The sequence below is a fragment of the Shewanella morhuae genome, from assembly GCF_003028295.1.
In the GTDB taxonomy this organism is placed as follows: Bacteria; Pseudomonadota; Gammaproteobacteria; order Enterobacterales; family Shewanellaceae; genus Shewanella; species Shewanella morhuae.
The window spans coordinates 1,011,711-1,028,574 of record NZ_PYSG01000002.1 but is presented as its reverse complement, the minus strand read 5'-3'; the positions used below and the strand labels follow the sequence as shown (position 1 = coordinate 1,028,574).

Annotated in this window: 15 protein-coding genes; 7 read left to right on the top strand and 8 right to left on the bottom strand. The window is 42.1% G+C overall.

What is annotated here, in order from left to right; translation table 11 throughout:
* Nucleotides 1-167 precede the first annotated feature (167 nt).
* Complete coding sequence (cdd, locus tag C9I43_RS05015) at nt 168-1,058, top strand: cytidine deaminase (RefSeq protein WP_107882490.1); 891 nt, start codon at nt 168-170, stop codon at nt 1,056-1,058.
* A gap of 246 nt (nt 1,059-1,304) precedes the next feature.
* Here cdd and C9I43_RS05010 read toward each other — a convergent pair whose 3' ends face one another.
* The 3 genes from C9I43_RS05010 to C9I43_RS05000 all read right to left on the bottom strand — a co-directional run bounded on the left by C9I43_RS05010 (nt 1,305) and on the right by C9I43_RS05000 (nt 2,637).
* Nucleotides 1,305-1,520 carry a DUF1289 domain-containing protein gene (locus C9I43_RS05010; protein ID WP_107882488.1) on the bottom strand — a complete coding sequence of 72 codons (216 nt, stop codon included), beginning with the start codon at nt 1,518-1,520 and terminating at the stop codon, nt 1,305-1,307.
* Nucleotides 1,495-1,845 (bottom strand): VOC family protein, encoded by a 351-nt coding sequence (locus C9I43_RS05005; protein WP_107882486.1) that lies wholly within the window; start codon nt 1,843-1,845, stop codon nt 1,495-1,497. Before C9I43_RS05005 ends, C9I43_RS05010 begins: the two co-directional genes overlap by 26 nt.
* Before the next feature lie 87 nt (nt 1,846-1,932).
* Nucleotides 1,933-2,637, bottom strand: a complete 705-nt coding sequence (locus C9I43_RS05000; RefSeq protein WP_107882484.1) for a DUF445 domain-containing protein — start codon at nt 2,635-2,637, stop codon at nt 1,933-1,935.
* A 565-nt stretch (nt 2,638-3,202) separates the two neighbouring features.
* Between C9I43_RS05000 and C9I43_RS04995 the strand changes: the two genes are divergently transcribed.
* On the top strand, nt 3,203-6,544 hold the full coding sequence (locus C9I43_RS04995) for a DUF748 domain-containing protein (protein WP_107882482.1): 3,342 nt from the start codon (nt 3,203-3,205) through the stop codon (nt 6,542-6,544).
* Nucleotides 6,545-6,837: 293 nt separating this feature from the next.
* Nucleotides 6,838-7,194, top strand: coding sequence for a glutaredoxin family protein (locus C9I43_RS04990; RefSeq protein WP_107882480.1), 357 nt, complete (start codon nt 6,838-6,840; stop codon nt 7,192-7,194).
* 107 nt (nt 7,195-7,301) lie between these two features.
* Here the strand turns inward: C9I43_RS04990 and C9I43_RS04985 are convergent, their stop codons facing one another.
* The gene (locus C9I43_RS04985; RefSeq protein WP_076498333.1) at nt 7,302-7,991 is read right to left on the bottom strand and encodes an energy-coupling factor ABC transporter permease; all 690 of its coding nucleotides are present in this window, start codon (nt 7,989-7,991) and stop codon (nt 7,302-7,304) included.
* 178 nt (nt 7,992-8,169) lie between these two features.
* On the opposite strand from C9I43_RS04985, the gene C9I43_RS04980 reads away from it, so the two are divergent.
* Nucleotides 8,170-8,643: a hypothetical protein gene (locus tag C9I43_RS04980; RefSeq protein WP_076498330.1), complete on the top strand. Its 474-nt coding sequence runs from the start codon at nt 8,170-8,172 to the stop codon at nt 8,641-8,643.
* Between the two features lie 111 nt (nt 8,644-8,754).
* Here C9I43_RS04980 and C9I43_RS04975 read toward each other — a convergent pair whose 3' ends face one another.
* The 4 genes from C9I43_RS04975 to C9I43_RS04960 are packed head-to-tail and all read right to left on the bottom strand — an operon-like array spanning nt 8,755 to nt 14,088.
* Nucleotides 8,755-8,934: a Trm112 family protein gene (locus tag C9I43_RS04975; protein WP_076498327.1), complete on the bottom strand. Its 180-nt coding sequence runs from the start codon at nt 8,932-8,934 to the stop codon at nt 8,755-8,757.
* A complete protein-coding gene (gene lpxK / locus C9I43_RS04970) occupies nt 8,921-9,940 on the bottom strand; it encodes a tetraacyldisaccharide 4'-kinase (protein WP_107882478.1) in 1,020 nt (339 codons plus the stop codon). The genes C9I43_RS04975 and lpxK overlap by 14 nt, the downstream gene beginning before the upstream one ends.
* Complete coding sequence (gene msbA / locus C9I43_RS04965; protein ID WP_107882476.1) at nt 9,941-11,749, bottom strand: lipid A export permease/ATP-binding protein MsbA; 1,809 nt, start codon at nt 11,747-11,749, stop codon at nt 9,941-9,943.
* A 32-nt stretch (nt 11,750-11,781) separates the two neighbouring features.
* Nucleotides 11,782-14,088, bottom strand: a complete 2,307-nt coding sequence (locus C9I43_RS04960; RefSeq protein WP_107882473.1) for a DNA internalization-related competence protein ComEC/Rec2 — start codon at nt 14,086-14,088, stop codon at nt 11,782-11,784.
* A gap of 32 nt (nt 14,089-14,120) precedes the next feature.
* On the opposite strand from C9I43_RS04960, the gene C9I43_RS04955 reads away from it, so the two are divergent.
* The 3 genes from C9I43_RS04955 (at nt 14,121) to C9I43_RS04945 (ending at nt 16,718) form a co-directional block, all read left to right on the top strand.
* Entirely contained in the window at nt 14,121-14,630 is a 510-nt protein-coding gene (locus C9I43_RS04955; protein WP_076498315.1) for a DUF2062 domain-containing protein, read from the top strand.
* A gap of 370 nt (nt 14,631-15,000) precedes the next feature.
* On the top strand, nt 15,001-16,173 hold the full coding sequence (locus C9I43_RS04950; protein ID WP_107882471.1) for an NnrS family protein: 1,173 nt from the start codon (nt 15,001-15,003) through the stop codon (nt 16,171-16,173).
* Between the two features lie 140 nt (nt 16,174-16,313).
* The gene (locus C9I43_RS04945; RefSeq protein WP_107882469.1) at nt 16,314-16,718 is read left to right on the top strand and encodes a phosphate-starvation-inducible protein PsiE; all 405 of its coding nucleotides are present in this window, start codon (nt 16,314-16,316) and stop codon (nt 16,716-16,718) included.
* The last annotated feature ends 146 nt before the right edge of the window (nt 16,719-16,864 follow it).

The following is a 16,864-nucleotide window of genomic DNA, read 5'->3' as shown; positions in this document are numbered from 1 at the left end:
TTAGACTCAACCATATACTGGCAATATATTTAAACAGACTCAGTATAGATTAATAACAATCAATACATTAATGTTCACAGCGTATAAACGCGAGCTAACTCGCATTTATACTGTAACAAAATTACTAGAATGTTCTTTCATGAACTTAACAAATAAGGAATCGGGAAATGCAAGATAGATTCAATCACAGCATAACCCTACTGCCAACGCCGTTAGCAGATGCACTCATTCCCATGTTAAACCAACACTTTGCGGGGCACCTCAATGCACAACAACTTGCTACGCTAACAAGTGCAAGTAAAATGAGTGAAGCTGAAGTGTTATTAGCATTACTGCCAATAGCCGCAGCACTGGCTAAACCGCCTATCAGTGAGTTTTATGTTGGCGCGATTGCCAAAGGCAAAAGTGGTGATATTTACATGGGCGCGAATATAGAATTGCCCGGTGAAGCGTTATTTCACTCAGTCCATGCGGAACAAAGTGCTATTAGCCACGCTTGGCTAAGCGGTGAAAGCCAAATCGTTGATATCATAGTCAATGCCAGCCCTTGTGGCCATTGCCGTCAATTCATGAATGAATTGGTGGAAGGTAGCAAGATTTGTATTCATCTACCAGCACAGGAAAGTCATCCTCTCGCGTATTATTTACCCTATGCTTTTGGGCCTAAAGACTTAAATGTCACCTCCCCCTTAATGGCTAAGCAATACACTGAATTTGCGTTAGATAGTGCCGATCCTATGATCATCGAGGGCTTAGAACATGCAGGTTTAAGCTATGCGCCTTACACTCAAAGTTTTGCTGCCGTAGTATTAGAAACCCACGATGGCGCAACCTATTGTGGTCGATACGCCGAGAACGCAGCGTTTAATCCTTCTATGCTCCCCATGCAGATGGCATTATCGAATCTAACTCGCCATAACCGTGAGTTTAGTGATATCAGTCGTGCAGTATTAATTGAGTCGTCTCAAGGAAAAATTAGTCTAGTAGGCGCGACGATGGATGCACTGCATACCGTTGCAGCTATCGAACTTGAGCACATAGTGATAGAACCAGTATAAGCAGTGTTTCAAAATATCAATGGTGACATACGTTAATGCGTATTTCACCATTGATTTATCAACTGAGATATTCACACTTGTGTTTAAAATTTGATATCAATGTAGGTAAATTTATTGATGTGGGTCGATCAAAGATCGTTAGGATTAAGGTCATAAGCACGACTAAACTGCATTCTGAAAATGATTAATGGCCTCAAGTCTTTTTACTCTTTGCTTACTCAACAACGACAGAATCAATCATTATCGCTACACAGCCCCGCCGCTTAATTTAGCCAGGTGAGCACATTTACGCTGTCTCATTTTGGTATAACACGCTTGTTGTTCCGCTTCTGACATTACACGCCATGCTAAAATCTCGTCGAGATGCCTAAAACAACCTAAGCAAATATCTTGCTGATCTAAACAACAATTACGAATACAAGGAATTACGTGAGAATTATTCTGACCAGACGGCATATTCATTGCCACAGGGTTCTGTAAAATGGAATCGGCGCCCACCAGGGAAGTTAAATATATCAGCCGTAATAGCGCCACCAGCTTCAACAACAGATACCAGAGTTAATGCTAAATTTTGACTATATATCACAATCAATGGGCAACCTCGCGTCAGAGTAAAATTGATATCAGCTTGATAGAATCCTCCAGTGATACCTGCATCCACAAAGCAGCTATATTCAGGGCCATAATCAACATAATCCCAACCAAAGACCTGGTTAAAAAAGGCCTTCGAGCTCGCAATATCTCGACTCGGTATTTCTAAATAATTGATACTGTGGTGAGGGTTCATAGACAGCCTTGTTATTTGATATTCACGCCTACGTTGTAAGTAAAAAGGAAGCCAAAGCTCCCATTCTATTCGCGGCTTTAACTCAGGTTAGCCTTGTATTAAAGCGGCGACAAGTCCAATCAGACCGCCAAATACACCGCCCCAAATCACTAGCCATCCCAAATGCGTTTGGATCATATCCTGTACGATTTTTTTCACCATTTGCGGTGTAAGCTCACTTAATCTTTGTTCTACTATATTGGCAATCTTTGCTTGTAAATCGGCCATTACATTTGGTTGTTCAATTTCTTGCTGCAATAGCTCATGGAATGCGTCACTTTGGGCCATTTCAACCAAAGATGCCTTCATTTTCACAATAAATGGCTCTTTTAACGGCAATAATGCATCAGTGCCACCGAACATCGACAGCATGCCACCAAAGGAAGATTGCGCGACCGTACTGATTAGAGCATCAAATGAAGGCGCTAAATCAACCTTTCCAATCACAGGCGCCAAATCTATTTTACTAAACCCTTGTTTTTCAGATAAAAATCGCTCGATATTCTCGGTAGTAAAAAACTGTTTCATCATTAAGTGAGCGATACCCGCTTTAAATTCTTCAAAGCGCGAAGGCACAACGCCTGAGCCATAAAGTCCAGGGACTTTCTCAAACAACATGTATATCGCAACCCAATTGGTAATTGCGCCAGATAAAGCAAACAACCCCACACTCAGTACCATTGCCGAATCAATAACATATCCCACCACGACCAAGGCAGCCGCTAATAAATTGGTCACTAAACTCTTATTCAATCTCGTATCCCCTAAGATAGCATCGATAAAATGTAAAACTGGCTTATATTAACAAGCTAACAGGACTTAGGTCTAACAATGAAATCCACTTTTCAATTAAGCACTTTGTTATATATGTTCAGTTTTAATACTGCTCTAAACCTTATCTTGATAACGCATTAACAACGGCTGAGTTCAAACATAAACAAGGCTTATCCAAGGAAGCCTTGATGCAGTCTGAGCCAACATCAACAAAAAAAGGGTGAGTAATATGCCATTTAAGTAAAAGATTTTTAACGAAGATATTTTAATTGGATAAAAAACATCAAGGTGCCATTATCATCTTGATTAACTCACTAAAAATCTTATCGCGGCCTAAAAAATAGCATTAAAACTGACTATTCAGCCATACTGTTAAGATAGTGCACACCCACCTAAACTAAGCTAAACACGGAATGTTAATCGACAATAATAAAAGTTAACAAATAATAACCTTAACTAATTCTGGCAACACTAGCGTTATTCGCTAGAATGTCCGTACTTATGCCAGTTTTACACTGACTTATGCATTGGAGCCTTAATATTAATGCTGACCCAGCTATCGAAATTTAACCAACTTTTTTTTGCCCTGCCAAGGTATCTTCGAGTGATTTTTTACCTTGTGCTTATCTATCTTGGGTATATCTGCGCATTAGGCATATTACTTCCCTATGCGATTACGACTCAGGCGCCAGAGAAGTTGTCATCTTTATTGGGGCGTCAAGTTACCCTCGGTGACGTTCGCATTAACCCTTTTAATTTCAAAGTCGAAATTGATCAATTTGCCATTAAAGAAAAAGATGAGAAGCCATTTGCTGGCGTAGCACAAGTTCAATTTGAAGTGAACTTTTGGCAATCGGTGTTTAAGCGTATTGCAGTTATCGAACACATACACATACAAGCGCCCTACGCACACATCATCCGTGTGGACAGAAAAAATAAAATAGGATTCAACTTCGACGACATTCTATTGACCTTAAACAAACATTCATCCACAAGCCCTAATACCACACCTGCAGATGTTAGCGCGCCCGTTCGCGTTCTACTGAGCCAATTTGTATTAGATGCTGGGCAAGTCAGCTTTGATGATAAAATCACGAATGCTCAAGTCAATTATCCCAATATCAATCTGAAACTCAGTCACCTCGATACTGAATATTTGATGACCGCAGTGACTGAATCCATTGCGCCAGCCATAAAAGCGAACAAAGCAGAGGTAAGCACTGCAAATACCCAAACGATATCGAAATCTACAGTTGTACCCATCAAGCATAACCATTATGCAATGCACCTACGTGACGATCATGCCGGCGAAATCAGCTTGCAAGGACAATTCCAACTGTTCCCGTTAAAAATCACTGGTGATGTGCAATTTGCTAAGCTTAAGCTGACACCGCTGTGGCGATTTATCGACGATCAATTTATCCCAATCCTTACCGATGGCGAAATTAGTGCCAAAACGCAGTATCAAGTGGATTTAACCGATAATGGCGAGTTACAAATCACCAGTAATCATGGCCAATTCATTGTCGAAAAACTCAATTTTAACGACCAAAAACGCACTGTGGTTAAGCTGCCACTCTTTGCCCTTGACGGTATTTCAGTGAATTTGCAGCAACAGAAAGTGCATATTAATAAACTGCACAGTGATGGCTTAATAATTAATGCAATGTTGAGTCAAGATGGTCTCGATCTAGCCAACTTGTTTACGCCTAAATCATCAGCCCCTGCAGCAAGTTCAACCCAAACGGTTGCAAAACCAATAGAGACTCAGCTTGCAGAAAACGTACAAGCCCCATTAGTTGAAGAAAAGCCTCAAATAGTTAAGGTTTCAACTGATGTAAGCAATACAACGCCCCCCCCGACTGAAAGTCAATTAGCTGCGACTAACGACAAGGATAGTGCTGTACTCAACAATGACATCGCCGCAAACGCTGCTACTACGACTAAAAAAGCTACGGCTACAGTCCCGGCTGAAAAATCGACTTGGTTAGTGCAACTCGATGAACTACATGTTGAAAACTATGATATTAATTTATCAGAACAAAAACTCACCGCAACGCCGCAGCAATGGCGTGTCTATCCACTTAATTTTTCAACCAAAACCATAACAAGCACGTTAGCGACTCCGATTGAATACGAACTACAACTCAGCATTAATGACAAAGGAAGTTTTAGCTCTCAAGGCCAAGTAGATATTACTGGCGAAGCCATAGATGCCAATATCCAACTCGATAAATTGGCGTTAATCCAGTTTCAACCTTACCTGGCGCCTTATATTAATATCCAGCTCAAAAGTGGTCTATTAAGCTCTACAGGCAAACTCACTGCCGATGCAAAGGGTAAAGCTATTTATGCTGGCAATGTTGATCTAGATGATTTAGCTATTAATGACACATTACGTCATTCCCCGCTGGTCAAATGGCAAAAAATGAATATCAATCAACTGGATTTTGACCAACAAAAAAATCAAATCAAAATTGATCATTTAGCCTTTATTCAACCCTACGCCAAAGTGGTGATTGCCAAAGATAGAACGACCAATATCAGCGACCTTATCGTTGATACTCCTGTGTCGACAGCTAATAGCAAGCCCGTTCCAACTACAGAAAGTGCTGCAGCGCCACCTACACATTCGCAAACAGCAAGCAAAACGGTAACACCAGAATTAACGCTCGATATCCAAAAAATTAGCTTTAACCAAGGTTCGGCTTACTTTGCAGATAATTCACTGACACCAAATTTTGCCTCGGGCATTGAGCAACTCGAAGGTAATATCACGCATTTATCTTCAATACCAGGGACTAAAGCCTCGGTTGATATTAAGGGTAAAATAGATAAGTATGCGCCCGTCACCTTAAAAGGTGATATTAACCCCTTATTAGATATGCCATATTTAGATCTTGATTTAGTCTTTAAGAATGTTGAGTTAACTTCGGTCAATCCCTACTCAGGTACCTATGCAGGTTACTACATCGATAAAGGCCAATTATCACTTTCACTAAACTACAAACTGGATAAAAATAAACTCAAAGGTAACAATCATTTAGTGATTAATCAACTAAAGCTCGGTAAACCAAGTAATAGCGAACTAGCCACTAGCTTGCCCATCACGCTTGCAATAGCACTATTACAGGATCGTAACGGGGTAATTGATTTAGGCATGGAAGTCTCTGGCGATTTAGATTCACCCAGTTTTAGCGTCGGCAGCATTATCATGACGGCGCTAAAGAATGTCATTACCAAGGCCGTTACAGCGCCTTTCACTTTCTTAGCGGGATTGATTGGTTCTGACGAGACCTTAGATAAAGTCAGCTTTGCGGCAGGACAATTCAGCCTTAGTGAAAAAGAGCAGCAAAGTTTAGATAAACTCGCCAGTGCATTACTCGACAGACCAATGCTCAAGCTCAGCGTTGAAGGGGAAGTCGATGCTATCAATGACAGCCAAGCCATTGCTGAGCGCATCATGAAGCGTAAATTAGCTAAGTTAGCCAATATCGAGTTCAGTGCGTTACCTGATGGTTTAAGTCCGAGCCAATTTCCGATCCAAGGGCCGCTTGCCGATGCGTTAGTGAAACTCTATGAGCAAGAAATAAAAGCGGATCCTTCTCAAGTAAAAGACACGGTTATCTCGGAAGCAAAAGATACCTCACTTTCAGACTACGAAATCACCACGCGTTGGCATATCGCCTTATATAATCTGTCAGTTAAAGCACAGAGTGTTAATGATGACATGTTAGGTAATTTAGCCCAAGAAAGAGCAAAAACGGTGAAAACATACCTTGTTGACGTTAAGAATATTGCGCCGGAGCGGATTTTCTTACTCGAAAGCCGTATCAATTTAAATCAAAATGCGGCGCAAGTGAGCCTAACAATTGATGCACAATAACTCAGTCAATCAATAATTAGCTATGTAACATAAGCCCGCTAAAGGTTAACTTCAGCGGGCTTTATTTTGTAATTAAGTGCAAAGATATTCCCTTATATAATCAAACCTTTTGTAAGCAGTCCCCCAATTAAAACGTTGGCCGCGCTTTGTGTCATAGGTTACACTCTGCGGCATTTGTGTAACAAGGTATCGCATTAATCACTGAATACCTCAGACTGGTGGTTGCGTCATTGCCGCATCGCTATTTATACACAAATGTGAATACCCACTCCTATATCATTGAGGTCAATTACATGTTTATCGTTCGCTGGATCCTAGGCAGAATTATTCTGTTATTAAACTTTATCTTTACCCCTAAGAAACGCCAACGGCCACAGGATGAGCAACAAAAAATTGATTTTCAAACCCAAACATTGACACTATATCAATATCCTGCATGCCCATTTTGTGTAAAAGTCCGCCGAGCGATTCGCCGTCAAGGACTCAACATCAAAACACTTGATGCAAAAAAATCGCCCCATAAAGATGAACTCACCGTTCAAGGTGGTAAGCAACAAGTGCCTTGTCTGCGTATTGAAGACAATGGCCAAGTACAATGGTTGTATGAGTCAAAAGAAATTATCAGTTACTTAGACCAACGCTTCGCCTAACTCGGGCGTAATCGTCTCAGCGTCATTTAAAAATGCGCCCAATAATCTTTCCGGAGAATGTAGGGACTACGGGCGCAATAATTATCTGAACTCAGATGTTATGCACTTTATTTACGCCATAGATATTCGCGATCAGAATAATCAAACAACCACTGCGGTTGATACACCACGAGTAATGTCACCGCCATACCATTGAGTAATGCCTCAGGAAACGCCAATAAAGGGATTAACATTAAGTAATTATCAAATAACACGTTCCAGTCATAATCTGCTGCAGCCCACAACCACATCGCCCAACTCAGTTGATGAAATACCATAGAAAAGCCGGAGTTAATAAAACCGCCAACAAAAATAAACACAAAGATGTGCTTAGGAAATAAATGGTAACTACGGCTGTATAACATAAAACATAAAAACAGTGGCATAGCTATCGCAAACAGGCTAAAAGCACCAAAATCAGCAGGCTGCTTTAATACAAAAAGACTAAAAAAAGCGCTCGGTAACAGTAAGGCCAACGTCGCAAGGCGCCAACCAAACATAAGCATACAAGTCACAATGCCTAAAAAATGCAGATGCAGCCCGGTTTGAATACTGGCATTTAACGACCAAAGCGCATTAATCCCCACTAACACTAGTAATAAGCGCCATTGCAGATTTTTATCCCGACGTATTTGTGCTAATTCATCTTTGGGCCAAATTGCGTATACCCATAGCACCAAAAGCACAAGGCATATGCCTTGAGTTAAGCCCAAACCCCACTCAATTTGTGCCCATTTATTCGACCAAAACGCCAACATTGATAGCCCATCCTTATAACCCATTACGCCTATACCCACAGTGTACTTGCCACTCTTAACCCCTGATATGTCGATATAGAGCCACACTCAGTCGATGGAGATACCATAAATCCATGAACTTTATAGCCATAGTAAGGTATTCTTCTATTAGTTAATAACCTTAGAGCTAAATTTTATTATGCCACTTCGATATTTCAGCATTGCCATATTAAGTTGTTTATCGCTCATCGCTTGCAGCAGTGCCCCTATCGATCCAAGTGAACTAGCGGGAAAATTACGCGATAAGTTAGCTACTGATATTAAAGCCGACGGCCTTAAGCTTTTTATCTATAAAGCACGTTTAGTTGATGATAAGTCGGCTTTTAATGACGTTGAGCGTCCCTTATCAAATGAGACATATCGACGCAATACACAAGATCCACGTGAACAACGTCGCGCGATGCAAGATTTGCAAGACTCATTAGAGATATGGGGACGACAAGTAGAATTAGGGCTAACAAAAACTCTTGAAATGACCGGTTACTGCCGTGAAGGTTACATTGAGTTGAGCCGAATTATTGAGCCGAGTCGAGGTGAAATCCGCGGAGAGTGCCAAGAAGGAGCAAGCGATGCCGATAAACAAAAATTTGTGAATGATCAAACTAAACGCTAAATAACCATCCATCTTGCAGCTGTACAAAACCTTAAATCAGCTAAACATAACAAAAATAATAAATCTAAAGTCTAAATATGCGCGTATAGATAATACGCGCATTAACATATTCTAGACGGTTTCAGTCAGTGGTTCGGCACGATTTTCCAGTAACACAGGAATACCTTCTGTGATTGGATAAGCTAACTTATCTGCTTTACAAACCAGTTTTTGTGCCACTTTATCGTACTCAAGTTTCCCTTTACACACAGGGCAAGCCACTATATCTAACAATTTTTTATCGAATGCCATGGAAGTTTCCTTGTTTAGCGGCAGCCACCTCGCGAAGGCGTGCGAGCAACTGCTGATCAAATTGTGATGGTAGCTTGGCATCGACTGCCAAATACCACCAGTTTTCTTGTGCAAAATCGCGACATTTAACCGCATCTTTTTCTGTCATCAACAACGGTAAGTCTTTAGCTAAGTCACATAACTGGGCTTTATCATAAGCCTGATGATCATCAAACCCATGGCTTAATGCCAGTTGATAGCCTTGAGCGCGTAATGCTTCAAAGAAACGCGCAGGATTACCTATGCCCGCCATCGCAACCAGCGGCTGCGATTGATCAAAGGTGTAATCATTGGGATTAGCATCGTATTTGACCGGTTTTACTGCTGTAGGAACTAATTGCATTTCAAACTGCCCTTTCGCAGCGGGGCCACCATTGCTCAGCACAAAATCCACTGACTCAAGACGCCACGCAGCTTCACGCAGCGGACCTGCGGGTAACAGCAGTCCATTACCTAAACCACGCTGACCATCAATCACCACCAATTCAATATCGCGCGCCAGTGCATAATGCTGCAAGCCATCGTCACAAATAATGACATCAACACCAAACTCGGCAATGAGCGTATTGGCCGTATCGACTCGTTTCGCGCCAACGACCATAGGCACTTGAGTGCGCGCGACTATCATGGCAGGCTCGTCACCTACCTCTGCTGCACTTGCATCTAAGTTAACCGTTTTAACGCCTTGAATATCAACGCCGTAACCACGACTAATTACGCCAGGTTTAAAACCGTGCTGGCGCAATAACTCAATCAAATAAATCACGGTAGGCGTCTTACCGCTGCCACCTACGGTAATATTCCCGACGATAATCACTGGGATGGGCATTACAGTTTGCGATATTATCCCGAGACGAAATAATGTACGGCGTACACACGTAATACCCGCAAATAGCCACGATAAAGGCAGTAAGAGCCATCGCAATGGATGACCCTGATACCAAATTTTATTCACTAAGGCCTGCATCTAGCTACCAAATTGCATTTGATACAATTTGGCGTACATGCCATTCAATTCCAGTAATGACTGGTGCGTACCGCGTTCAACGATACGTCCCTGATCGACCACTAAAATTTGATCGGCACTCTCGATGGTCGATAGCCTATGGGCGATCACCACTGAAGTGCGATTTTGCCTGAGATTATCTAAGCCTTTTTGTATCGCTTTTTCTGACTCAGTATCCAGTGCAGAGGTCGCTTCATCGAGGATCAATACAGGAGCATCACGTAGCATTGCGCGCGCAATGGCAATACGTTGTCTTTGGCCGCCAGACAATAACACGCCATTTTCACCGACTTGGGTATCAAGGCCTTGGGGCAACTGATCAATAAACTCCATCGCATAGGCTAAGGTGGCCGCTTCAACAATCTGTTCACGCGTGGCTTCACCGGGATAGGCGTAGGCGATATTATTAGCAATAGTGTCGTTAAATAAGGTCACTTGCTGGGAAACTAATGCCACTTGGTTACGAAGCGACTTTAACGAGTAATCGTAAATACTCACGTCGTCGAGCAGAATATCACCTGATTCAAGACCGGTATAAAAACGGGTCACGAGACTTGCTATCGTTGATTTACCTGAACCAGAACGGCCCACTAATGCTAAGGTTTGCCCCGGTTTAACTTCAAAGTCCACATGTTCCAGTGCCCGACGGTCTTGGCTGTCATAACTAAAACATACGTTATCAAAGCGTAGGTGACCGTTAGCACGCTCAACACTGTAGGTTCCGGTATCGGATTCAGGCTGCGTATCGAGTAACTCAAACACTGTCGTACACGCCGCAATACCCCGTTGGAATTCGGCATTGACTCGCGTTAAGCTTTTAATGGGCTGTAACATCGCCATCATAGCGGCCAAAATCGTCGCAAAAGTACCCGCTGTAAGGTCGGCTTTCATGCTGTCTAAACTGGCGGCATACAGCACGAAGGCTAAACCAAACGAGCCGATAATCATGATTAATGGTTGGCTAATCGCCTGCGCAACGGCTAATTTCATATTTTGATGGCGGTTTTGGTCGTTAATTCTAGCAAAACGCGTAGCTTCTGTTTCTTGTCCACCAAAGGCTAATACGTTTTTGTGACCCTTAATCATTTGTTCTGTTGAGGCGCTAACGCTACCCATAGCCGTTTGAATCTGTTTAGAGACTTTACGGAAACGACGACTAACAATCGTAATGACTAACCCCATAACAGGGCCGATGACTAAGATACACAGCGATAATTTCCACGAGTTGTAGAACATCAACGCCAACATGCCGAGCACGGTTACACTGTCACGAACGATAGAAATCAAGGCGCTACCCGATGCCCTAGCAATTTGCTCAGTGTCGAAGGTGACTTTTGAAATCAAGTTACCGGTATTTTCCTTGTCCATATAACTGACAGGCAGGCGCAGATAATGCTCAAATACTTGCTGGCGCATATCCATAATTAATTTAGCGCTCATGTATGAAATGCCGTATGTCGAGACAAAGTTAGCAAATCCACGCAGGGAAAACATTAGGATAACCACGAGCGGTGCCATCATCAGCACATCGTTGTTCGCATGGAAACCTTCATTTGTTGGCAAAGCGATACCGCTGGTGACAGCCGCTGGTGCGCCGCCAGAGAAACCCTTATCAATAAAGGGGCCGATGAAAGCAATAAAGGCGGCATCAACGAGACCATAAGTAATTAAGCCCGCAACTGAAAGTATCAGCATGCCTTTCATCTGTTTGATATAGCCCAGTAATCGTTTGAAAACTGTCCACATTTCGTCTTTAGGAGATGTTGTCATAGATAACACTAAATTATGGCAAAGTGGGCATTCTACTCTGGATTAATAAAGTCACCAAATCTAAACAAAGAGTTGTACCAAAATGGCGCTAAATCACCACGATAAGTCTTTACCTCACGCTCAGACTGCTGAAAAATCACACTAATCTGCCCTTCTATTCCTGTAGTGAAGTGCATAATATCTCGCTGCTGATAACGTCCTACCACGATAGGTTTAGGCAAACCATAGCGATTGGCCAAACCTGCTGAAAATAAAACTAATTTAGGCGCAACGGCATCGATAAAGGCCTCTGTTGATGACGTTTTACTGCCATGGTGCGGCGCCACGAGAACTTCGCTTTGTAATATATATTCACTCCTTAATAGTGCGGCTTCAGTTTGTTTTTCAATATCTCCCGTCAGTAGCAGGCTTTGCCAATCATCATTAATGCGCACCACACAAGAACCGTTATTACCAGCTTGCACTTGAGGTGGTGAGAGTAAATTCACATTTAAGCCTTGCCATTTAATATGCCTTGGCCGACAGTTTTGCCCATTAAGCCCAACCACATCGGTAATTAACTGCGCAGCAGGATAAGCATCGATTAAGATTGCAGCGCCACCAGCATGATCGTTATCACCATGGCTAATTACTATATAGTCAATAGTTTGAATACCCTTTGCTTTTAAAAATGGCAATATCACTCGCTCTGCATAACTAAAGTCATCACCAAAAGCGGCGCCCGTATCGTAGATAAATCCTCTGCCATTCTTTTCAATCACCACAGCTAAACCTTGGCCCACATCAAGTAAATGCATAGCCCATCGGTTGGAGTGAACACTAGGCCACAAGGTCATACAAGCAAGTAGGATGGGGATAAACAGTAAGCTCAGCATGCTTAACCATGGGAGATAATGCTTATTTTTAGGTACATAACGCCACAATATCCCACCAATAAAAGTAGATAATATTAAGGCTAATGTTGAGTCTGAAAGCGTTAACCAATGGGCTGGTAATTGCGGGCTTATATCTAACAGCCATGCATAGGGCGATAAACTCCAATCACTCAGGCGCAGTAACACCAACCAAGATAATCCAAACGCAGTCCCAAGCCACCAGCAAATAAATCCCGCCATAGCTAACGGGATCACCACAAAGCTAAACCAAGGTACTGCTAAAATATTCATCCACAAGCTATGTAAACTCACGCCGCCAAATAGTGCGGCTTGCAGTAATCCAAGCCCAAGACTTAAGCGCCACTGAATGGCCCAAAACTGCATTAATCCTGTGTATACACGCGTCCTTCGTGTTGAGATTGAGGTGAATTCTTTAGGTTGAATTTCTAAGGTGTATAAGATGATGCCTAAAGCACAAAACGACAGCCAAAATCCAGCACTTAAACAAGCCAATGGATCAAGCAGTAATACCATAAACAGAGCAAACAACAAGCGCTCCCACGCCGAGGAGAATCGCTTTAGTAAACTTAACAACATTAATAATAAAATCATCACTAAAGCACGTTGAGTCGAGATCCCAAAACCGGCCAAATAAGCATAAAAAGCGGCACTGATTCCGGCAGTGACTAACGCAAGAGTGATATTACGCCGACTCTGATGTGGCATAAAACGACTTAAACCGAACAACAGGCAAGTGTATATCCATGCTGTAACCACCGAGAGATGTAACCCAGAAATCGCCACTAAATGGCCCGTCCCTGTTTGCCTTAAAGCTTGCCAACGCTCTTTTGAAATCAATTGCTTATCACCTAAAAGTAACGCCAGTAAAATATCCCCTTGGGGCAATAAGGTTAATTCGGGTTTTAACGAGCTGATAAGGTCATTACGCAGTGAAGATGAAACCTCAAGCAATTGCGCATCAATAACTCGCCCTCTACCAACAAGATGTTGGCTGATAAATTGTTTTTGCTCGTTATAACCCCCTTGATTTAACACGCTCGCTATACTCTTTGGCGCTAAGGTGAATTGCCACACTTGACCAACATCGACTTCTGGCGGATTTTTCCACGATAGACGCAATTTTGCATTTGGCACGAAGATTAAATTTGGTTTAATGAAGGATATATCCAAACTTAGCCAGTCGCTGTTTCGACTAACTAGTGATATGATTTCGCCTCTTACCTGTATAGGTTGTTGTAACATCGGAAGATCCTGCCTAGATAAGCCTAAGCAAAAAATAGTTAGCCATGCAATTGAAAAGAGTCCACCTGCGCAAATAGGGATTTTTCGATGTATGATTAACGCCCCAGCAACAAGGTAGGGTAAATAATTGACTGGCGGCAGCGAAGGCCACAACATCGCTGATAACAAAATGGCACTAAAGCCAAACATGAATCGATTCATAGTGAATTAAGTTAAGACAGTAATTTCAGCCTATGCCAAAAAAATTTATCAAAAGATTTATGCCTAAGCCTGAAACCTTGCGTGAGCATAAACACTTACGCATGTTCGGACGCTTGTTACATAATCCCAATCTGTGGGCACTTAATCGCAAATCGGCTCCTGGCGCATTCGCAGTAGGATTATTTGTTGCTTGGATCCCAATGCCATTTCAGATGGTCGTGGCTGCTGCTTTTGCTATTCTATTTAACGTTAATATCCCCGTTTCTGTTGCATTAGTATGGATAACTAACCCGTTAACCATGCCGGTGATGTTTTATGGTGCCTATTTGCTCGGAGCTAAAATACTCGGCCATGCTCCACAAGATTTTACCTTTGAAGCAAGCTGGCAATGGATTGAAGCATCGCTTGCCACCATAGGTCCGCCCTTCTTACTTGGCTGTTTGGTACTCGGCATCGTTTTTGCTGCTGTGGGTTATTTGCTAATTAATAATCTATGGAAATATTCGATTATGTTTAAATGGCAAAAACGTAAAAATAAATAATCTTTCAGCCCTTGCAGCTTATGTTGTGTAATCTCCCCAGTGCACAACATAAGCGATAATATATCAACGCCAATCAATAACTGAACGCTTCATCAGTCACTATCCTCTACTTAGCCGCAATCAACTACTCTCTCGCTAACCGTACAAATAACCTTTTATTGTAAATTAAAATTTATGCATAAAAATCAACTTAGTTACGTTAAATATGTGCTTGCCATCACGTAAAAAGTTTGAATTTAATTTAGCCCAGTAAAGGGATATTTATCTTTAATCAACTTAAAGAATGTATACTCATATTGATATATATACATTCATTTTATTTGAACCTTATAATGCCTGACAAATTTAGTCAGATACTCAAGAGTGACTTATGTTGAACATTGATGATCCCGCGCATTTGCAGCCTCCAATAGCTTTATTTAGATTAGGTTTCAGACCATTTTTCCTGTTTGCCAGCTTATTTAGCGTACTCGCTTTAGGAATATGGGGAGGATTTCTATCAGGAATTAGCCTCTTACCCGTTTCACTTAATCCTCTTTGGTGGCATGGACACGAAATGATCTTTGGTTTCGTTTGTGCTGTCGTAGCCGGTTTTTTATTAACGGCGGTACAAAATTGGACAGGCCAGCCTGGAGCAAAAGGACCAGTGTTAATCGGGTTATTTGTCGTATGGTTGTTACCTCGGCTGTTATTCCTTGTGCCAGCAGCAGTGCCGTTTAAACTGATTATGTTTATCGACTTGTTATTTTTACCCCTCACCGCAGCGCTAATCGCTCGCTCAGTAATCCGTGTTCGTCAATGGCGTAACTTTGTATTCATCCCTATCTTTACTTTACTGACCCTAATGAATGCGCTGAGTTATTACGGCGTACTGACAAATCAATTTAACTGGGTAAACATTGGTTTATACGGCGCGGTTATTCTAATGAGCACCATAGTGGCTCTTTTAGGTGGTCGAGTTATTCCCTTTTTCACAGAAAAAGCCACACAATGGCAACGTCAGAGTTCTATTCCGGCACTCGAATGGCTAAGTTTTATCAGTCTTGCTGCACTTGTCTTGAGTATCGTCCTGCAAGAGGACATCTTCATTCGCAGCATTGCGGGCATTGCGAGCTTAGTTTTGCTGTTACGCTGGCATCGTTGGGGTTGGCATGCAAGCTGGCGTGTTCCACTACTGTGGTCCCTGCATCTCAGTTATGTTTGCATCCCGCTTGGTCTAGCACTGATCGCTTTGGGGTTTCCTCTGTCTGTCGGTATGCACGCAATTACCGTTGGTGGTTTAGGCGGAATGATTTTAGCCATGATGGCTAGGGTCTCGTTAGGTCATACCGGTAAAGCATTGCAACCACCGCGTTTAATGCCATATTGCTTTGGATTAATGCTACTGGCAGTGTTACTCAGAGTGCTAGCGGGAATACTCCCCCTTTGGTCGTCACTGCTATTGCTCAGCACGATTATCTGTTGGCTAGTCGCCTTCGGTTGTTTCTGCCTTTATTATGGCCCGATGTTATGTCAAGCCAGAACCGATGGTCGTCCCGGTTAAACATCACTTAAGACGGGCTTTGTAGTAAAGCCTACGATCATACATATCTGTGAATTAAGTCACGGATATTTAGCTAGGTTTTCCCTGCTAATTATTTTTTTACTGTTAGTATTTATACAAACATTTAGTAGGGAACTTCCATGCCATTTTATCGCCAATATGGTTCTAAAAGCCTTAAAGCCGTAGAACACTTAGTCTTATTTCTCATCGCTATTGCCACTATCGTCGCCATCGGCCAAGAAATTGTTCATATTATTTCTGTACGTATGGTGATGCTAGCTGACTTACTCTTACTCTTTATTTACTTAGAAGTTCTAGCCATGGTGGCGAGTTATTTCGAATCAGGTAAATTACCCGTGCGTATGCCGCTTTATATTGCAATTGTGGCATTAGCGCGTTATTTGATATTAGATATGAAAAGTATGGATGACTGGCGTATCGTAGCGATATCAGCATCTACGCTTGTTTTAGCAGCGACCGTTATAGTGATCCGTTGGGGACAATTAAAAATGCCTTACCCGAAAAACCAAGAATACGATAATTAATCAGCAACTAAATGGGTGCTATTGCTGCCTTAATGAGTGACATTAATTGTCTTGATATTAAGGTGGCACTTAAAGACCTCGCATTCACATTGGTATTCTGCCCAAAAGCCATTATGCTAGTTTTACTAAGATAAACCACTGACGGA

What these genes read in the sequence shown, in the direction of transcription:
- cdd (WP_107882490.1), top strand. Translation starts at nt 168, where the DNA reads ATGCAAGATAGATTCAATCACAGCATAACCCTACTGCCAACGCCGTTA.
- C9I43_RS05010 (WP_107882488.1), bottom strand. Translation starts at nt 1,520, where the DNA reads ATGAATATGCCGTCTGGTCAGAATAATTCTCACGTAATTCCTTGTATT.
- C9I43_RS05005 (WP_107882486.1), bottom strand. Translation starts at nt 1,845, where the DNA reads ATGAACCCTCACCACAGTATCAATTATTTAGAAATACCGAGTCGAGAT.
- C9I43_RS04995 (WP_107882482.1), top strand. Translation starts at nt 3,203, where the DNA reads ATGCTGACCCAGCTATCGAAATTTAACCAACTTTTTTTTGCCCTGCCA.
- C9I43_RS04990 (WP_107882480.1), top strand. Translation starts at nt 6,838, where the DNA reads ATGTTTATCGTTCGCTGGATCCTAGGCAGAATTATTCTGTTATTAAAC.
- C9I43_RS04985 (WP_076498333.1), bottom strand. Translation starts at nt 7,991, where the DNA reads ATGTTGGCGTTTTGGTCGAATAAATGGGCACAAATTGAGTGGGGTTTG.
- C9I43_RS04980 (WP_076498330.1), top strand. Translation starts at nt 8,170, where the DNA reads ATGCCACTTCGATATTTCAGCATTGCCATATTAAGTTGTTTATCGCTC.
- C9I43_RS04975 (WP_076498327.1), bottom strand. Translation starts at nt 8,934, where the DNA reads ATGGCATTCGATAAAAAATTGTTAGATATAGTGGCTTGCCCTGTGTGT.
- lpxK (WP_107882478.1), bottom strand. Translation starts at nt 9,940, where the DNA reads ATGCAGGCCTTAGTGAATAAAATTTGGTATCAGGGTCATCCATTGCGA.
- msbA (WP_107882476.1), bottom strand. Translation starts at nt 11,749, where the DNA reads ATGACAACATCTCCTAAAGACGAAATGTGGACAGTTTTCAAACGATTA.
- C9I43_RS04960 (WP_107882473.1), bottom strand. Translation starts at nt 14,088, where the DNA reads ATGAATCGATTCATGTTTGGCTTTAGTGCCATTTTGTTATCAGCGATG.
- C9I43_RS04955 (WP_076498315.1), top strand. Translation starts at nt 14,121, where the DNA reads ATGCCAAAAAAATTTATCAAAAGATTTATGCCTAAGCCTGAAACCTTG.
- C9I43_RS04950 (WP_107882471.1), top strand. Translation starts at nt 15,001, where the DNA reads ATGTTGAACATTGATGATCCCGCGCATTTGCAGCCTCCAATAGCTTTA.
- C9I43_RS04945 (WP_107882469.1), top strand. Translation starts at nt 16,314, where the DNA reads ATGCCATTTTATCGCCAATATGGTTCTAAAAGCCTTAAAGCCGTAGAA.